The sequence below is a fragment of the Shewanella submarina genome (assembly GCF_042646185.1).
GTDB classification, from domain to species: domain Bacteria; phylum Pseudomonadota; class Gammaproteobacteria; order Enterobacterales; family Shewanellaceae; genus Shewanella; species Shewanella corallii.
In genome coordinates this window covers 829,094-845,870 of sequence record NZ_JBHRTD010000006.1, presented here as the reverse complement: position 1 = coordinate 845,870, position 16,777 = coordinate 829,094, and the positions used below count along the sequence as shown (strand labels likewise).

Sequence of the window (16,777 nt, the reverse complement as noted above, 5' to 3'; positions counted from 1 at the left end):
AGGATGAAAGCTAATCTCAATCTGATTACCCTCGCCCTGCTGGCGGCAAGCAGCAGCGCGATGGCGGCTGAAACTGAAACCAAACAGGTCGTCAGCTATGGTCTGGCCCACGCCAATACAGCCAAAGTAAAATTTGCGGCCTGGAAGTGTGACCGTTGCGAAACCAACACTGGTACTGAAGGCACTATCGCCGTTGGCGTTGGTTATGCCGATGCGGATGACGTACACGCAGCCAATACTCTGGGTACTGATGATACCTTTGCCTACAAACTCAATGCAGATGTTGGTTACAAGTCTGAGTCCGGCTACCAGGCCGAGTTTAACGCCCTGAACCTGGGCATGGACTCCAGCCGCGCCGAGCTGAGTGCCGGTAAAGCAGGTCAGTACGATATCAACCTGAACTACCGCACCATTAAGACTTACACGACAGATGATGCACTGACCCCTTATCAGGGTGTTGGTGGTAATGATCTGACGCTGCCGTCCAACTGGGTGACGGCCGGTACTACAGACGGCATGACTATGCTGGCCACCAGCCTTAACCCCGTAGAGCTGTCACTGAAGCGTGAGCGCGCAGGTATTGGCTTTAACCTCGAGGGTGACTCCCTGTGGAGTACCTATGTGGATTACCAGCGTGAAAACAAAACAGGCTTGAAGACGGCCTCCGGCAGCTTCTTCAATCAGTCTATGATGCTAGCAGAGCCTGTGGACTACACCACAGATATTCTCGAAGCCGGTATCAAGCTGCGTGGCGACCACTGGTTTACCGCCCTGTCCTACTCAGGATCTGTATTTAAAAATGAATACAGCGTATTGGCCTTTGATAACGCCTTTAACCCAACCTTTGGTGCTCAAACCAGAGGCTATATGGCGCTGGACCCTGACAATGAAGCCCATACAGTTTCTCTGGCGGGTGTATATAACGACGGTACCATGTCGCTGCAGGGCCGTGCCTATCTGGGTCAGATGAGTCAGGATGAGCCCCTGGTCACTTCTGGCTATGGCTATCAACTGCCGGCAGAAGCTGTCGATGCCCAGGTTGACCTGACCGGTATCGATACCCGGGTCACTTATCGCCTGACCCGCAGTCTGCGCCTCCAGGGTAGCTATGACTACTACGACAGAGATAACCAGACCCAGGTCGAAGAGTGGACCCAGATCAGCATCAACAACGTCAACGGTACTGTGGCCTACAACGTGCCTTATGATCACAGCCGTCATCGTGCCAAACTCCAGGCTGACTACCGTATTACTTCAGGTGTGAAGCTGGACGGTGGTTATGAGTATCGTCGTGATGACCGCAGTTATCAGGATCGTGAAGTCACAGATGAGAACAACCTCTGGGCTCGCCTGAACTACACCAGCCTGGAAAACTGGGATTTCCGTTTAAAAGCTGACTATGGTATGCGAGATGGTTCCCGCTTCCAGGCTTCTGAACTGACCTCCACTGAAAATAACGAACTGCTGCGCCGTTACAATCTGGCCGACCGTCAACGTACCGCCTTTGAGTTCACCGTAACTCATACGCCAATCGACACTGTCACCCTGGATTTGAGCACACGTTATGCATTGGATGACTACGATGAAACTGAGATTGGTCTGACTGAGTCTGAAGATTTCAGCTACGACCTGAGTCTCAGCTGGCAAGCTGGCAAAGATCTGTTGCTGACCGCTTTCTATGGCGCTCAAACCATAGAGTCACAGCAAAATGGTTCCAGCAACTTCAGCGGCCCAACCTGGACCAGTGACATCGAAGATGAGTTCAGCTATATCGGTGCCGGAGCCCGTTACGACAACCTGATGGCAGACAAGCTGACTCTGGGTGTCGACTACAACTATGGCGACTCCAAGAGCAATACTCAGGTGACTCAGGGCATCACGGGTAACTATGGTGACTACTACTCCAGATCCCACAGCCTGAACCTGTACGGTGAGTACCTTATCAGTGAGCAGGCGACGCTGCGTATGGATTACCGCATGGAGAAGTACAAAGACAATGACCCTGCCAACAGCCTGGCTCCAGACGACATCTGGAATGTGCTGAGCTTTGGCAACCTGAACCATGACTACAATGCGCATTTGGTGATGGTGAGTCTGCAATATAAACTCTAGTCAAAACCTGACATTAAAGGCCCTGCGGGGCCTTTTTCATTGCCCAAATGCCTTCCCACCGCCTAATACCTAACTCCTAACCAAAAAGGAGTCACTTGCCACTTTCAATGACTTACAGAGCTCAAAATAGAGCTTTGGTGTAGTTGTCCCCCGACTCACGCCAGCACTAGCATAGTGATTACGACCTTCCCTCCGAATGAAGCGTCAACTTTCTATACGGCCTTGCCGTAATACAGGATGTCAAATTACAGAATGGATTTTGAACCCGCCTTCAGCTGCAGCTAAGCGCCATTCAATGCCGTATTCATTCACAGGAAGAAGGCAATCAATAACATGATAAAAACCAAATTAACCGCCCTTGCGCTGGCAATGGGATGCGGCCTGTCGTTGGCTCACGCCGCCAACGTGGTCGATGTATCTCAGGTTCAGATGCTGAAAAGTGGCAACAGCCCAGTGGCCATGTTGGGGCTGGACAAAGGAAATGAGCTGAAAGCAGTTCGCTCAGTCAGCCTCTCAAAAGGCTTAACCAAAGAGCGTCTGCAGCAATATGTGTCAGGGGTACCTGTCTATGGTATGTCTGTCGCCGCCGCCAAATCGAATAAAGGGTACTCCGACTTAAGTGGCAAGGTACTGACTGGCATTAATAACGCTGAAAAGTTCGTTAAGCCTTCACTGTCCAAGGCTCAGGCCCTGAATCTGGCCAAGACCTTTAAGTCCGGAAAGGCCGCCAAAAATATCCGCAATGAACAGGCCAAACTCTGGCTGTACCCAATGGCCTCAGGTGAAACCCATCTGGTCTATATCACTTCATATGTGGTTGAAGATGGTCATCACGTCAGCCGTCCAATGAGCATTATCGATGCCCACTCAGGCAAAGTCCTGCAAAGCTGGGATGGCATCAACCATGCTGAAATCGGTACAGGCCCGGGTGGTAATGAGAAAACCGGCCAGTACGAGTATGGCACTGACTTTGGTTTTAACGACGTTGAGCAAAGTGGCAGCACCTGCACCATGAACAACGACAACGTTAAAACGGTCAACCTTAACCATGGCACCTCAGGCAGCACAGCCTTCAGCTATGACTGCCCACGTAACACAGTCAAGCAGATCAATGGCGCCTATTCACCACTTAATGACGCTCACTTCTTCGGTGGTGTGGTGTATGACATGTACAGTGAGTGGTATAACACTGCGCCTTTGACCTTCCAGCTGACTATGCGGGTTCATTACGGTAACAGCTATGAAAACGCCTTCTGGGATGGCAGTGCCATGACCTTTGGTGATGGTGCTACCACCTTCTATCCTTTGGTCTCACTGGACGTATCTTCTCACGAAGTGAGCCATGGCTTTACCGAGCAAAACTCCAATCTTGTTTACGCCAACCAGTCCGGTGGTATGAACGAAGCCTTCTCGGATATGGCGGGTGAAGCTGCCGAGTTCTTTATGAATGGCACCAATGACTGGCTGGTCGGCGGTACCATCTTCAAAGGCGATGGTGCGCTGCGTTACTTCGACGACCCGACCCGGGATGGTCGTTCAATCGGTCATATCGACGACTATACCGATGGTATGGATGTTCACTTCAGTTCCGGTGTATTCAACAAGGCTTTCTATACCCTGGCCAACACAGATGGCTGGGATGTTCGCAAAGCTTTCGAAGTCTTTGTTGTCGCCAACCAACTTTACTGGCAGCCAAACAGCCTGATGTATGAAGGTGCCTGTGGTGTGCAGACCGCAGCATCCGATAAGGGTTACAGCACGGCAGACGTTGATGCAGCGTTCGCAGTTGTTGGTCTCACTCCCTGTGATGCGCCACCACCACCGCCACCACCGGAAGCTGACCCGCTGACCAATGGCGTTCCGGTCACCGGACTGTCCGGCGCTACGGGCAACAAGCAGTACTTTACCCTCGAAGTACCTGCTGGTGCGACAGATCTGAACTTTGTTACCGCCGGTGACAATGGTGATGCTGATCTGTATGTGAAGTTTGGCCAGGCACCAACCACCAGTGACTTCGACTGTCGCTCCTGGAGTGGCAGCAGTAACGAAACCTGCGCCATAGACCCAGCAGCTGAAGGCACCTATTGGGTAATGATTAATGCCTACAGTGGTTATTCCGACCTGTCTTTGACCGGTAGTTACAATGGTGATGAGCCAACGCCAAACGAACCTCCTGTTGCGTCGTTCAATGTAACCTGGGACGGTGCAGTAGGTAGCTTTGTGAGCACCAGTACCGATAGTGACGGCACTATTGCTTCCTGGAGCTGGGATTTCGGTAATGGTGAAACCGGCAGCGGTGAATCTGTCAGCCACAGATACACAGCCTCAGGCAACTATGATGTAACCCTGACGGTCACCGATGATGATGGTGCTCAGGACTCAGTGACTCAGAACTTTGACGTTACAGTTCCCGACTCAGACATCACGCTGGAGTCTACCAGGGCACTGAAGTCACGCCGCGGCAGTGTGCGTATCTCTCTGGAATGGGCCGGTGGCAGCGCCGATATGTATGAGATCTACCGCGATGAAGAGTTGGTAGGCAGTACTTCAGGTGAGCGTTACACAGATCGCTTCCGCGTGGGCAGCAACGACTCTGTGGATGTGAACTACAGAGTGTGTGAAGCCGATGGAGCCTGCTCCAACACCATCAATGTCACCATTGACTGATCGCAGCTGAACTTGTCCAAATGGGGCCTTATTGGCCCCATTTTTATATAGCGACAATACTTACCCTGGAAAACCAATGAAGAACTTTATTCTGAAAATAGCCAACTACGCATTTTTTATCGGGCTACTGATGTCTCTTTACGGATTATGGACCATATACAAAGAGCGCAATGTCGATACCACTGCTGTCGAGGTCCAGTTGGAACAATTGACCGAACCCGAGTCAGGACTCGCGCTGGTCAATGTTAAAGGAGGTCTGATGGTTCTATCCAATACCTATGAGTTGAGCCGCAGTACCCGAAAAACCAATATCAACCTCTCTTCCGATTATTACACCCCGGTGGTCAATCCCAACTCGGGAGAAACAATTTACATTCTGCAAACCAACGAACTCCCGCCACTGGAAGATATAATCACCATAGCCGACTTCACCGGCCTGCGGCAGTCCTCCGACGCACTGCCGGACAAAATCAAATCCGCATTCCAAAAGGATCTTCCCGGGCAAAACTACCTGTATCTGGACACGACATATCAGCCCATGACATTAATGGAAAAGCTGCAATCCAACCTGATATTCTTCTACCTTATGCTGGGAGGACTGACCGTCAGATTGATACTGAACCGCCCATCCAAAGCAGAACCAAGCAATTCAGAGCCAGAGCAGGCAAAGGAATAATTGGCTGTTCCCGGACTCTGTCCGGGTTATTCTCCCCGCCAAAACCCGACCTCACCGCTGTGACCGAATTCAAACTCCCTGAAAAAGCGTTTACTGATACTTGATTCAAATCAGGGTTTCACACATCTTAAGCTCATCTCAAATCAAACTTCTCAGTAGATGCGTACACCTTTTATCACTCTGGCTGCAGTAGCAGCCTTGATGTTACCCACTTTTCCGGCAATGGCATTTGATCCATCCGGCACCATGGCGTCTATTTTTATCATTCTGGGGCTGGGTAGTTTCACCCTGCTCAACATGGCATTGCAGGGGCTGTTTTACTTCACAGGTCCATACAGCAGAAGAGATTTTGCCCGTATCCACGCAGGGATCAGTATCCTGATGCCATTAGCGGCAATGGTTCTGGCAGTAAAGGATAATGCCGGCACCGCAGATATGATACTTAAACTGGGTGCCATACTGATTGCCAGCGGCTTTGCTCTGATGCCGCTGCTGCTGAAATCTTCAGCCAAACAACCTACACCCAACAGTGGGCTTTGGATCGCCCTGGGGGCATTTGCACTCATGCTGCCCGGCATGATTATCCCGGTAATAGGCATAGTTGCTGCTGCCGTCGCAGCGGTGGCACTTAAATATGCTCAGGACCTCAAAGCACGACTGGTTGCTGTCATCGCACTCATCCCATCCATCAGTATGTTCCTGTACTGGACTGTTCAAAAGGTTAGTTTGCTTATGGCCGGTGGCGCTTGATATAAACAGAGACCAACAAAAACAGGAGGCAGAGATGAGCAACCGGGAATGTAACGTGCTTCTCGAACAGATCCGGGATTGCACCATTTGTACAGCATCTCTGCCGCTCTCTCCTCTGCCCATATTGCAAGCCAGCGACAAAGCCAAAATTCTGATTGCCGGTCAGGCCCCAGGGATCAAGACCCATCAAAAAGCCCGCCCTTTCGATGACGCCAGCGGTGAAAGGCTGCGAAGCTGGCTGGGTGTAGATAAAGAGACCTTCTACAATCCCGAGTTGTTTGCCATCATCCCCATGGGCTTTTGCTTTCCCGGTACCTTTGAGAAAAATGGTAAAAAACAGGGTGACAAACCACCAAGGCCAGAGTGCGCCGCTAACTGGCACCCCAGGTTACTGCCCCAACTTAACCAGCTAGAGCTCACGCTGGTGCTGGGCCAATACGCCATCGATTATCATATTCAGCCTTTATTGCCGGAAAGCGAAAGTAAGATTAACGTCACCCAGGCGGTTGAACGCTGGCAGGAGTTCTGGCCCCACAAGCTGGTGCTGCCCCACCCCAGTCCCCGTAACAACCTTTGGCTGAAGCGCCACCCTGAATTTGAACAAACCCTGCTACCACTGCTGAGACGCAGGGTACACGAGATACTTAACTCCTGATATGTACCAACTGGATGCCACCATCGCCGGTGAAATTGTTCACCGCACCATGAAAATTATCGGTCACAACATCAATGTGATGAACGGTGAGGGCGTGATCCTGGGCTCAGGTGATGTCAGTCGTCTCGGCCAGTGTCATCAGGGGGCCTGTGAGGCCATCGCCCAGGGAACAGTGGTTGAAATCCCCTCTAACTGTGAAGTCAGTGGCGTCAAACCCGGTATCAACCTGCCACTCACCTTTCAGGGGCAGATTATCGGTGTTATCGGGATCACGGGAGAGCCGGAGAAGCTCAGTCACTACGGTGAACTGCTTAAGATGACCGCCGAAATGATTGTCGAACAGGCCAACCTGATGGATCAGCTGCAATGGAAAAACCGTCGCAGGGAAGAGTTTATTCTGCAGTTAATCAAGGCGAGCGCCGGTGATATACCCAAACTGGCAAACTGGGCCAGACAGTTGGATCTGGATATCCGCAAGCCCAGAGTGGCAGCCATTATTGAGGTGAACTCTGCCGGAGGAGATGAGCTGAAACAGATCCTGCACCTGCTGCAATTTCCCGAACGGGACAATCTGGTGGCCATGACCTCTCTGTCCAGACTGGTCATTCTCAAACCCGCATTTCTGGATGGCAAAAGCTGGAGCAGTGAAGCTGAAAGCGAACGTATCGATCGCCTGCTCGAACGTCTGCCCAGGGCGCAACGCAACAAGTTGAAAATTGCGCTCGGGCATTTCTTCCCCGGAGACGGTGGTATCGCCCGCTCCTATCAAAGCGCACTGGAAACTCTGACTCTGGGGCAGAGACTGCAACCTGCACAGAATAAATATTTGTATCAGGAGTTTGAAAGCCAGGTGCTGCTCAGTGAACTGGCTGCCAGCTGGCGCGGAGAAGAACTCAGCCGCCCCTATGTCAGCTTGCTGGCATCCGACAAAAGCGGCCAGCTTTGTAAAACGCTGGATGCCTACATTGCTTCGGGTGGGGAGCCAGGAGCCTGTGCAGATGCCCTCTATATCCATAGAAATACCCTGAGATACCGGCTGGACAAAATCAGCCGGATCACCGGCCTGGATTTAAGCAACCTGGATCAACTGCTGCGCCTTAACCTCGCCAGATTGCTGAGCCAAAGCCGTTTTCCCGCCAATAACGAGTGATTTAGCCCATCCGGGCCTGAGTTCTTTCAGGCTGGGCCTGATAAAAGGACAGGATCACGTTTTGTGCATTTGCACAAAAAATGGGGCGATATTCGCTTGAAATCCGTGTGGCGCCACAAAGTAAAAGCGCCCGTCATCATTGATAATGACCGTCTCTGTCGCCTCCTCAATAAGCACTCAAAGAAGCGCTGAGGCCTGACGGCAATACAATAATATCAATGGAAGAACCCTATGACCCTTATCCTTACCCTGCTGGCTGTGGTGGCCTTTATCGTGTTTGCCACTGCCAAACTGAAAATGCATCCTTTTCTGACATTGCTGCTGGCAACCTTTATGGCGGCATTCGCCTTTGGCCTGCCGGCAGCGGACATTGCCAAAACCATCACCTCTGGGTTTGGCGGTATCCTTGGTTATATTGGTCTGGTAATCGTACTGGGTACCATTATCGGTACCATTCTGGAGAAAAGCGGCGCAGCCATTACTTTGGCTGATGTAGTGATTCGGGTGCTGGGACAAAGGTTCCCCAACCTGACCATGTCCATCATCGGCTATATCGTTTCAATCCCGGTATTTTGCGACTCCGGCTTCGTGATCCTCAACTCACTTAAACAGTCCCTTGCCAACCGCATGAAGGTCTCCAGCGTCGCCATGAGTGTGGCGCTGGCAACAGGTCTGTATGCTACTCACACCTTTGTTCCACCTACGCCAGGCCCTATTGCCGCTGCCGGTAACCTGGGGCTTGAAGCTCATCTGGGCCTGGTGATTGTGATTGGTTTGTTTGTGGCTGCTATTGCTGCTTTGGCTGGCCTGTGGTGGGCTAACCGCTTTGCCGGTGTCGAGCCTGATGGTGAAGGAGCCGAGGAGCTGACTGCTCAGGCAGAACAGTATGAAACTCTGAAAGCCAGCTATGGCGAATTGCCAAAGCCACTGCCGGCGTTTGCCCCCATTCTGGTCCCAATCCTGCTGATCTGTTTGGGCTCTATTGCCAACTTCCCATCCAAGCCATTTGGCGAGGAGGTGATGTGGCAGGTTCTGAACTTTCTGGGTCAGCCACTGAACGCACTGATGATTGGTCTGTTTCTGTCTCTGGGTCTGCTGAAGAGTGATGACCGCCTGAAAGAGTTCAGCGACCGCATCAGCCAGGGTCTGGTGATCGCCGCGCCTATCTTGCTTATTACCGGTGCCGGTGGCGCGTTCGGCGCTGTTATTAAAGCCACTCCGATTGGCGATTTCCTGGGGTCCAGCCTGTCTGCACTGGGCATAGGTATCTTTATGCCATTCGTCGTGGCCGCGGCACTTAAGTCTGCCCAGGGCTCCTCAACCGTAGCTCTGGTGGCCACCTCTGCACTGGTTGCCCCTATGCTGGGCGATATTGGACTGGGCACTGAAATGGGTCGTGTGCTGACCGTTATGGCGATCGGTGCCGGTGCCATGACAGTGTCTCATGCCAACGACAGCTTCTTCTGGGTGGTGACTCAGTTCAGCCGTATGAGCGTATCTCAGGCGTACCGCGCCCAAACCATGGCAACGGCCGTACAGGGCTGTACTGCGATGGCACTGGTTTATATCCTGTCCCTGTTCCTGCTTTAATGTCGGCGATAACCGACAGGTTCTGATCATACAACCAGAGTGGGAGCCAGACTCACAGTCCTGCTCCCACTACAGGAAATATCATGAAGATAGTGATTGCCCCAGACTCATTTAAAGAAAGCCTGAGCGCCCTTGAAGTGGCCAGAGCTATTGAGAAGGGATTCAAGCGGGAATTTCCCGATGCGGATTATCAGATTGTTCCCATGGCCGACGGCGGTGAGGGCACTGTCGATGCTTTGGTTGACGCCACCGGCGGTAAACTGGTCCACCTGGATGTCACCGGACCTCTGGGCAACAGAGTCCAGGCCAGATACGGCATTCTTGGAGATAACGGTGCCTCTTCAGCCGACAAGATTAACGCTGCGACAGCCATCATTGAGATGGCATCAGCCTCGGGATTACATCTGGTACCGCAAAACTTGCGAGATCCTTTACTGACTTCCAGCTTCGGCACAGGTGAACTGATCCGCGATGCGCTGGATAAGGGAGTTCGTCATCTGATCCTCGGTCTGGGGGGCAGCGCCACCAATGATGGTGGCGCTGGAATGCTGCAGGCGCTGGGAGCCAAACTGCTGAATGCTCAGGGTCAAAGTCTGCCTGCGGGGGGGGAGGCCTTGTTGGAGCTGGCAGCCATAGATCTCAGTGAGCTGCATCCGGCCCTGAAACACACCCGCATCGATGTGGCCTGCGACGTGGACAACCCTCTGTGCGGTATTCGCGGTGCATCCCATATCTTTGGTCCACAAAAAGGCGCAACTCAGGAAATGGTGCACCTGCTGGATAAAGCCCTGGGGCAATTTGCCCATGTGGTTTCCCACCAATGGCCTGATAAAGCGCCTATGGCCCTGCTTCCCGGCACCGGCGCTGCCGGTGGTATGGGATATGCTATGGTGGCGCTGCTGGACGCCAGCCTGACGCCAGGCGTGGAATTGGTGATAACCGCATTGGATTTGGATGCCGCCATTGCTGGTGCCAATCTGGTTATTACCGGTGAAGGCCGTATCGATGGGCAGACAGTCTATGGCAAGACGCCTATGGGCGTGCTCAACACCGCCAAACGCCACAATGTTCCCTGTATTGCACTGGCGGGATGCCTTGGGCAGGAAGCCGACGCCATCAAAGCACATGGAATGAAGGCAATCTTTCCCATCGTGCCCGCCTCCGTCACGCTGGAGCAAGCACTGGCTACCGGTGCAGCCAACCTGGAGCGCACAGCAGCCAATGTGGCCGGTATTATGCGTTTAGCCCAGCCCTGAGCCACTACTGACGCTCTTTCTAAGCCCGCCCTTTTAATTCAAAAGGATGCGGGCTTTTTCATTTACCGCCACGGAAACTTGCCGCATGAATGACCATGCAGTAAAGTTGCAACATTTTGACAATCGCCCTTCCCCCTGATAAATCAAGGGCTGGAACACATAATTACAAGAGCATTGATGACGCCAAAACAACTCCGTCACGCCACGGCCTCTGAAGCTGCGCTGATGCGCGTGTTCACCGTGCCGGAAGAGCCAGAATCCACTCTGGGACAGATAGAGAGCAAGCTGTCCCGGGATCTTGCGGGTTTCCTGCAGGAAAGCATCGCCGCGCTGGAAAAGCCGCTGTCAGAAGTGGAAAAAGACTTCCAGCGTCATACTATTCCCGAGCAGCCCAGATTTGTCTCCGATTACGTCGACGAGATGATGCAGAATCTGGTAGCCCACTCGGTGCACACGGCCGCACCTTCTTTTATCGGGCATATGACCTCAGCGCTGCCCTATTTTGTGCTGCCACTGTCCAAGATGATGGTGGGCCTGAACCAGAATCTGGTAAAAATCGAGACCTCCAAAGCCTTTACTCCACTGGAGCGTCAGGTGTTGGGGATGATGCACCATCTGGTCTATGGCAGAAATGAAGGCTTCTACAAGAACTGGCTGCACAGTGCCAATCATGCGCTGGGGGCTTTCTGCTCCGGCGGCACAGTGGCCAATATCACTGCTTTATGGATTGCCCGTAACAAATTACTTGGCCCCAAAGGCAGCTTTAAAGGTATCGCCAGAGAAGGCCTGCACCGCTCACTCAAGCATTATGGCTGGGATGATCTGGCGATTCTGGTGTCACAGCGGGGCCATTATTCGCTGGGGAAAGCGGCCGACCTGCTGGGTATAGGCCGCAGTAATATTTACACAGTACCGACCGATGCCAATAACAAGGTAGATATGATGGCCATGCGTGCCAAAGCTGCCGAGCTGAGCGCCAGAAATATCAGAGTCATGGCTATTGTCGGCGTCGCCGGCACCACGGAAACCGGCAATATCGACCCTCTGGCAGAACTTGCTCAGTTGGCTGCCGAGCTTGAATGTCATTTCCACGTGGATGCAGCCTGGGGCGGCGCCACTTTGCTGTCCAACAAATACCGTCATCTGATGACTGGTGTAGAACTGGCTGATTCCATCACCATTGATGCCCACAAGCAGATGTATGTGCCCATGGGCGCAGGTATGGTGCTGTTTAAAGACCCTGCCTCTGCAGGCAGTATCGAGCATCACGCCGAGTATATTCTACGTAAAGGTTCCAAGGATTTGGGCAGTCAGACGCTGGAAGGATCCCGCCCGGGAATGGCGATGTTGGTGCACGCCTGTCTGCAGATTATCGGCCAGCAGGGCTATGAAATACTGATTAACAACAGTCTGGAAAAAGCCAGATTCTTTGCCGATGCCATTGATGCCCACCCGGACTTTGAACTCACCAGCCATCCCGAACTGTGCCTGCTCACCTACAGATATGTACCAGCCCAGGTGCAAGAGGCAATGGCTCAGGCCAGGGCCGAAGGGAATGCAGAGCTGCTGGAGCAATTTAACTCTCTGCTGGACAGCCTCACCCGCTTCATCCAAAAAAGCCAGCGTGAACAGGGTAAGTCTTTTGTCTCCCGTACCCGGATTCCGGCTCAACTCTACCCCGACCGTAAAACCACAGTATTCCGTGTGGTGTTGGCCAACCCCCTGACCACAGAAGCCATTCTTGAAGAGGTATTGGCTGAGCAGGGCGAGATTGCCGCCCGAAGTCGGCAGAATCTCGCCAAGCTACTAGCGCTGGCCACCAGAACATCGGTAGCCTGATGCCAATCCAATAAAAAGGCGGTGAGCAATCACCGCCTTTTGCATATAGCCAAGAGCCTGCTCTCTGTCACCTGTCAGTGCCAGCGCATCTGCCATCGCTTTGTGAGCCCACGGAGAATACGGATAGCTCTCCAAATAGATTTGAGCACCCACCAGAGCTTTGGCAGGGTCTTTTTCCACATCAATAATCTGCTGTATTGGCTGGCCAATTTGCCACTCCGCACCTTTTACCCTGGTGCCGTATCTGGCGTTAAGCTGCTCGAAGTGACTTTTAAACACTCCCGGGTTAGCCACCACCTCATCAAACTCCAACAGCCAACCATTAAATTGACTTCGAAAGGCCAGGATCTGTGACAGCAGCGGCGTGGTCATATGGTCTTCATCGGGCAGGTCATAGGTCTCAATATCGGGATAAACCGCCACCAGCTTGTCCAGGTAAGCATCATAGGCCTGTTTCTGCCGCCCTTGCTCATTGGCCAAACTCAAAAAGATATAAGGCTTGTGACTGGAGTCTGTGGCTGAAATGCTCTTAACCAAAACCTGCTCATCCCACCACAGCGACGGACTGAACAGATGATAGGCATCAAACAGCTCTGGGCTCTGCTTAAGCACGTGCGCGCCAAACAAGCCGCCCAATGAATGACCGGCCAGCATGTCATAGCCTGACGTCCGGAAGCCTTGATTAATTGCAGGCATCAGCTCCTGTTTCAAAAAGCTAAGATAGGTATCTGCCTGACCTGACATTCGGGGGTTTTGTTTATCCCGGGTCGGCGTGAAGAACTTAAATCTGTCGACCCCGGGATGGCTACCACCAGGATTTCCGGCATCACATCAGTGGATTCAAGGAACTTTGCGTTGATGGCGGTATGTTCACCATGCCGAGCACCATCAAGTACATAAAGCACAGGGTAGACCTGATCCATAGCAGTATCATAGGAGTCAGGTGTAAACACTTCGACTTTCAGGCTGTGGCCAAGTGCATTGGATTCAATATCAATCGAGGCACCAAAAGCATTTGACAAACATGCGATCGAAAACAAAACCAGTAATGCAATTCTTTGCATAGCGAACATCCCCTGTCGTATTTCAGCCATCCCTGAACCACTATCCTACGGGGCCACTAGATCATAAAGCAAACACCAAGGGGATTGCCCTTAAGATTAAATTCAGGTTAATTAGACAAATAGGTCATTTTTAAATAACAACTCAACTGTATAATTTCAGCTTTGCTTGTTCTGGCCTGATTATATGCGTGCGTATTTACGTTTAAATAGCAGTAATTTCTTTTTGGCAGCCAGAGAGTCTTTTATTGCGCTGCTGCCCTTTATTCTAATCAGTTCAAGTGTTTCTTTAGCTGAAATTCTGCTGATTGCCTTCTTCCCTGAATTCGCTGACAGCAAACCAGTTGGTGCCCTTGAGAGTTTTTCCCTGACCCTGAATTTCGCCTTTCCTTTGGTGGTGATGGTGTCTTTGTCTGTTCACTTTGCCAAGTATCTCAGGCAGTCCCTGCTTGGCGTTGTGACCTTGTCTTTAATGGTGCTGCTGGCGTTACATGCCCATATTCAACCCGGCAACCCCTTTATCGATTACGCGCCTGAGATATTGAATGATCCCAGAGTGTTTATTCTCCCCGTTGCTGCGGCTTATACCCTTAAATGGCTGACAGGTATCAAGCTGTTTAAGTTGTCCCGCAAACATGGATTGAGTTCATATCTGGCATTGCACCTTAACCTGGCAGTACCCATTGCCCTGGGATTTGTATTCTTGCTGGTACTTTTTACCCTGTTGGCTATCTCTCTGGAAGGAGTGGAACAGGCATTGAGAACCAGTCTGCAAACCATGTCGCCCCGGGAACAACTATTGGGACTGAGCGGAGTACGACTGGTTTTCTGGAGTCTGGGTATTCATGGCGACAGCGCGTATATGCTGTTCCCTCATGTCGTTCAGGAGATGCAACCTGTGGCAAAGGGGATCAGTAACCGTAACTTTATCGATCTGGTCGCCGGTATCGGTGGCAGTGGTGCGACACTGTCGCTCCTTATCGCAATCTTCTGGCGCGGAAAGGGACACAGTCTCAAGGTCGCCAAAGTAGCTGCGCCTTTTTCATTGTTCAACCTTAATGAGCCCCTGCTTTACGGCCTGCCGATCGCCTTCAACCCTCGATTGATGTTGCCTTTTATGTTGGTACCTTGCGTCAACATACTGCTGACTTATCAGGCGCTGGAGTGGGGTTGGTTGAGTTTTAATGGTCAGGCTTTTCCCTGGATAACCCCGCCTTTACTCAATGCCTGGTTAATCAGCCACAATGTGACGGTTGTGCTGTTTCAACTGCTGTTAGTCGCTATTGGTGTGTTTATCTACCTGCCTTTCGTCCGGGCTTCCATATGGGAGACGGTATCCGACCATCATCATAATGATGTCGTCAAACGGCTGGCCATAGGCGATGAGCTTGATTTGCAGGCTGAGTCCAATTACGTCCATGAGCAATTCTCCAGGCTGGCAGATAATCATCGGGTTCATAATATTGTCCAGCGGGTATTGGCTGGCGATTTGCAGGTCTATTTTCAGCCCAAGCTGAATCTCATTCTAAGAAAGGTAGTGGGGTTTGAAGCGCTGATCAGGCTAAAGGAGCAGGATGGCAGTATTTCCAAGCCCTTTTTTATCGATGCGTTTCAGCGATGTGGCTATGCTTCGACGCTGGACAGATATGTCATTACTTCGGTTGCTGAAACCTTGGAGCAATGGGCAGCTGACGGCTTTACCCCTGTTGTGGCCATCAACCTGGATCCATCCAGCCTGGTGAATGATGAGATAATCTTGCTGCTGAAGAACTCGCTTGGAGCAAGAGCACAACAGATAGAGATAGAGATACTCGAAACAGCTGTGATGGATGATGTTGAAAAGGTAAATCAATATCTCTCTGTACTGAAGGATATGGGGTTCCGGTTCCTGCTGGATGATTTTGGCACCGGGTACTCCAGCCTTGGGGTACTGACTCAGCTGGACGTTGATGGGGTCAAGCTGGACCGAAGCATACTGACTCAGGCCTGTGATGGTAAAGGAGAGCTTTTATACCGTCAGATCTGTCAGCTGTGCCAAAGCCAGGATCTGCAGTTGGTTGCTGAAGGGATAGAAACCGAAGAGGAAGAGAGATTTGTTTGTCAGGCTGGTGTCAATTACGTTCAGGGATGGCGTTACGCCAAAGCGATGCCAGCGAATGAAGCCAAACGGTTTGTTCTGGACAAATAGAAACCGGTTGATCCCTCAATAAAAGACTCTGCTGATGTGCCGCGAGGACTGGTTCGCACCTTCCTTAGACGGCACAGTCTCATTGGCCTCTCGTGGGGCTAACTGGATTTATCAGAGTGCAGGTTAAAGCTGCAATCCTCTTCATATTTAGCCTCCATCTGTGCGATATAATCAGAGAGTTCCTGCCCCGGTATTACGGGAAAGGGCTTCACCTGCACTGTCAGCTCCTGAATACGATCAACCCGGAAATTACGGAAGGCATTGCGCAATAAACACCAACTCAGCAGTGTCCAGGTGCCACGCCAGAAATAGATCGCCAAAGGGTGGATCTGCCGTTCACTGTCCTGTTTATCGGCGTCCCGATAATTCATCAACACAGGGTGTCTTTGCTGGCAGGCCAGTCTAAGTGGGTCGAGAAATTTAAACTCATCCTGATCTATGTAAAAGTCAGGAGAGAACATCAAAGAGTGGTAGTCCCGAAGACGCTCCGGCAGCACAGCTTCAACCTTGATCAACGCCTGTCTTGCTGCACTGCCCAGCGATTTACCGCCCCAGGTTTCCACCATTCGCATCCCTACCTGTATCGCTTCCAGTTCTGCCTCATTAAACATCAAAGGTGGGATATTGACTTCCTGCCTGAGCAGATAGCCCACTCCCGCCTCGCCTTCAATAGGCACGCCGGACAAACACAGATCCTGAATATCGCGATAGACAGTGCGAACCGATACCTCCAGCCTGTCAGCCAGTTGCTGCGCCGTGGTCAGGCGTCTGTGCCTGAGAATTTGTACGATCTGAAACAGTCGGTCAGCGCGTCGCATTGGGGCTCCATTTAC

Annotated in this window: 13 protein-coding genes; 10 read left to right on the top strand and 3 right to left on the bottom strand. The window is 51.8% G+C overall.

Going from position 1 to position 16,777, the window contains the following annotated elements:
* The first annotated feature begins 3 nt into the window (after nt 1-3).
* The 9 genes from ACFOE0_RS06720 (at nt 4) to panP (ending at nt 12,695) form a co-directional block, all read left to right on the top strand.
* Nucleotides 4-2,112, top strand: coding sequence for an MtrB/PioB family decaheme-associated outer membrane protein (locus tag ACFOE0_RS06720; RefSeq protein ID WP_248934907.1), 2,109 nt, complete (start codon nt 4-6; stop codon nt 2,110-2,112).
* 333 nt (nt 2,113-2,445) lie between these two features.
* Nucleotides 2,446-4,779: a M4 family metallopeptidase gene (locus ACFOE0_RS06715; protein WP_248934908.1), complete on the top strand. Its 2,334-nt coding sequence runs from the start codon at nt 2,446-2,448 to the stop codon at nt 4,777-4,779.
* A gap of 76 nt (nt 4,780-4,855) precedes the next feature.
* Nucleotides 4,856-5,455, top strand: coding sequence for a hypothetical protein (locus tag ACFOE0_RS06710; RefSeq protein WP_248934909.1), 600 nt, complete (start codon nt 4,856-4,858; stop codon nt 5,453-5,455).
* Between the two features lie 159 nt (nt 5,456-5,614).
* A complete protein-coding gene (locus tag ACFOE0_RS06705; protein WP_248934910.1) occupies nt 5,615-6,205 on the top strand; it encodes a hypothetical protein in 591 nt (196 codons plus the stop codon).
* Between the two features lie 34 nt (nt 6,206-6,239).
* The gene (locus tag ACFOE0_RS06700; RefSeq protein ID WP_248934911.1) at nt 6,240-6,860 is read left to right on the top strand and encodes a uracil-DNA glycosylase family protein; all 621 of its coding nucleotides are present in this window, start codon (nt 6,240-6,242) and stop codon (nt 6,858-6,860) included.
* 1 nt (nt 6,861) lies between these two features.
* Entirely contained in the window at nt 6,862-8,010 is a 1,149-nt protein-coding gene (locus ACFOE0_RS06695; protein ID WP_248934912.1) for a sugar diacid recognition domain-containing protein, read from the top strand.
* 231 nt (nt 8,011-8,241) lie between these two features.
* Complete coding sequence (locus ACFOE0_RS06690; RefSeq protein WP_248934913.1) at nt 8,242-9,600, top strand: GntP family permease; 1,359 nt, start codon at nt 8,242-8,244, stop codon at nt 9,598-9,600.
* 83 nt (nt 9,601-9,683) lie between these two features.
* Nucleotides 9,684-10,856, top strand: coding sequence for a glycerate kinase (locus tag ACFOE0_RS06685; RefSeq protein ID WP_248934914.1), 1,173 nt, complete (start codon nt 9,684-9,686; stop codon nt 10,854-10,856).
* A gap of 177 nt (nt 10,857-11,033) precedes the next feature.
* The gene (panP, locus tag ACFOE0_RS06680) at nt 11,034-12,695 is read left to right on the top strand and encodes a pyridoxal-dependent aspartate 1-decarboxylase PanP (RefSeq protein ID WP_248934915.1); all 1,662 of its coding nucleotides are present in this window, start codon (nt 11,034-11,036) and stop codon (nt 12,693-12,695) included.
* Here the strand turns inward: panP and ACFOE0_RS06675 are convergent.
* A complete protein-coding gene (locus tag ACFOE0_RS06675) occupies nt 12,663-13,439 on the bottom strand; it encodes an alpha/beta hydrolase-fold protein (protein WP_283106364.1) in 777 nt (258 codons plus the stop codon). The two genes, panP and ACFOE0_RS06675, sit on opposite strands and share 33 nt — an antisense overlap.
* Nucleotides 13,403-13,759, bottom strand: a complete 357-nt coding sequence (locus ACFOE0_RS06670; RefSeq protein WP_283106365.1) for an alpha/beta hydrolase-fold protein — start codon at nt 13,757-13,759, stop codon at nt 13,403-13,405. Before ACFOE0_RS06670 ends, ACFOE0_RS06675 begins: the two co-directional genes overlap by 37 nt.
* Before the next feature lie 223 nt (nt 13,760-13,982).
* Here ACFOE0_RS06670 and ACFOE0_RS06665 point away from each other — a divergent pair, with 223 nt between their 5' ends.
* Nucleotides 13,983-15,944, top strand: a complete 1,962-nt coding sequence (locus tag ACFOE0_RS06665) for an EAL domain-containing protein (RefSeq protein ID WP_248934916.1) — start codon at nt 13,983-13,985, stop codon at nt 15,942-15,944.
* A 98-nt stretch (nt 15,945-16,042) separates the two neighbouring features.
* Here ACFOE0_RS06665 and ACFOE0_RS06660 read toward each other — a convergent pair whose 3' ends face one another.
* The gene (locus ACFOE0_RS06660) at nt 16,043-16,762 is read right to left on the bottom strand and encodes a helix-turn-helix transcriptional regulator (RefSeq protein ID WP_248934917.1); all 720 of its coding nucleotides are present in this window, start codon (nt 16,760-16,762) and stop codon (nt 16,043-16,045) included.
* Between the last annotated feature and the right edge of the window lie 15 nt (nt 16,763-16,777).

What these genes read in the sequence shown, in the direction of transcription:
- ACFOE0_RS06705 (WP_248934910.1), top strand. Translation starts at nt 5,615, where the DNA reads ATGCGTACACCTTTTATCACTCTGGCTGCAGTAGCAGCCTTGATGTTA.
- ACFOE0_RS06685 (WP_248934914.1), top strand. Translation starts at nt 9,684, where the DNA reads ATGAAGATAGTGATTGCCCCAGACTCATTTAAAGAAAGCCTGAGCGCC.
- ACFOE0_RS06675 (WP_283106364.1), bottom strand. Translation starts at nt 13,439, where the DNA reads ATGTCAGGTCAGGCAGATACCTATCTTAGCTTTTTGAAACAGGAGCTG.
- ACFOE0_RS06695 (WP_248934912.1), top strand. Translation starts at nt 6,862, where the DNA reads ATGTACCAACTGGATGCCACCATCGCCGGTGAAATTGTTCACCGCACC.
- ACFOE0_RS06670 (WP_283106365.1), bottom strand. Translation starts at nt 13,759, where the DNA reads ATGCAAAGAATTGCATTACTGGTTTTGTTTTCGATCGCATGTTTGTCA.
- ACFOE0_RS06700 (WP_248934911.1), top strand. Translation starts at nt 6,240, where the DNA reads ATGAGCAACCGGGAATGTAACGTGCTTCTCGAACAGATCCGGGATTGC.
- ACFOE0_RS06715 (WP_248934908.1), top strand. Translation starts at nt 2,446, where the DNA reads ATGATAAAAACCAAATTAACCGCCCTTGCGCTGGCAATGGGATGCGGC.
- ACFOE0_RS06710 (WP_248934909.1), top strand. Translation starts at nt 4,856, where the DNA reads ATGAAGAACTTTATTCTGAAAATAGCCAACTACGCATTTTTTATCGGG.
- ACFOE0_RS06690 (WP_248934913.1), top strand. Translation starts at nt 8,242, where the DNA reads ATGACCCTTATCCTTACCCTGCTGGCTGTGGTGGCCTTTATCGTGTTT.
- ACFOE0_RS06660 (WP_248934917.1), bottom strand. Translation starts at nt 16,762, where the DNA reads ATGCGACGCGCTGACCGACTGTTTCAGATCGTACAAATTCTCAGGCAC.
- panP (WP_248934915.1), top strand. Translation starts at nt 11,034, where the DNA reads ATGACGCCAAAACAACTCCGTCACGCCACGGCCTCTGAAGCTGCGCTG.
- ACFOE0_RS06720 (WP_248934907.1), top strand. Translation starts at nt 4, where the DNA reads ATGAAAGCTAATCTCAATCTGATTACCCTCGCCCTGCTGGCGGCAAGC.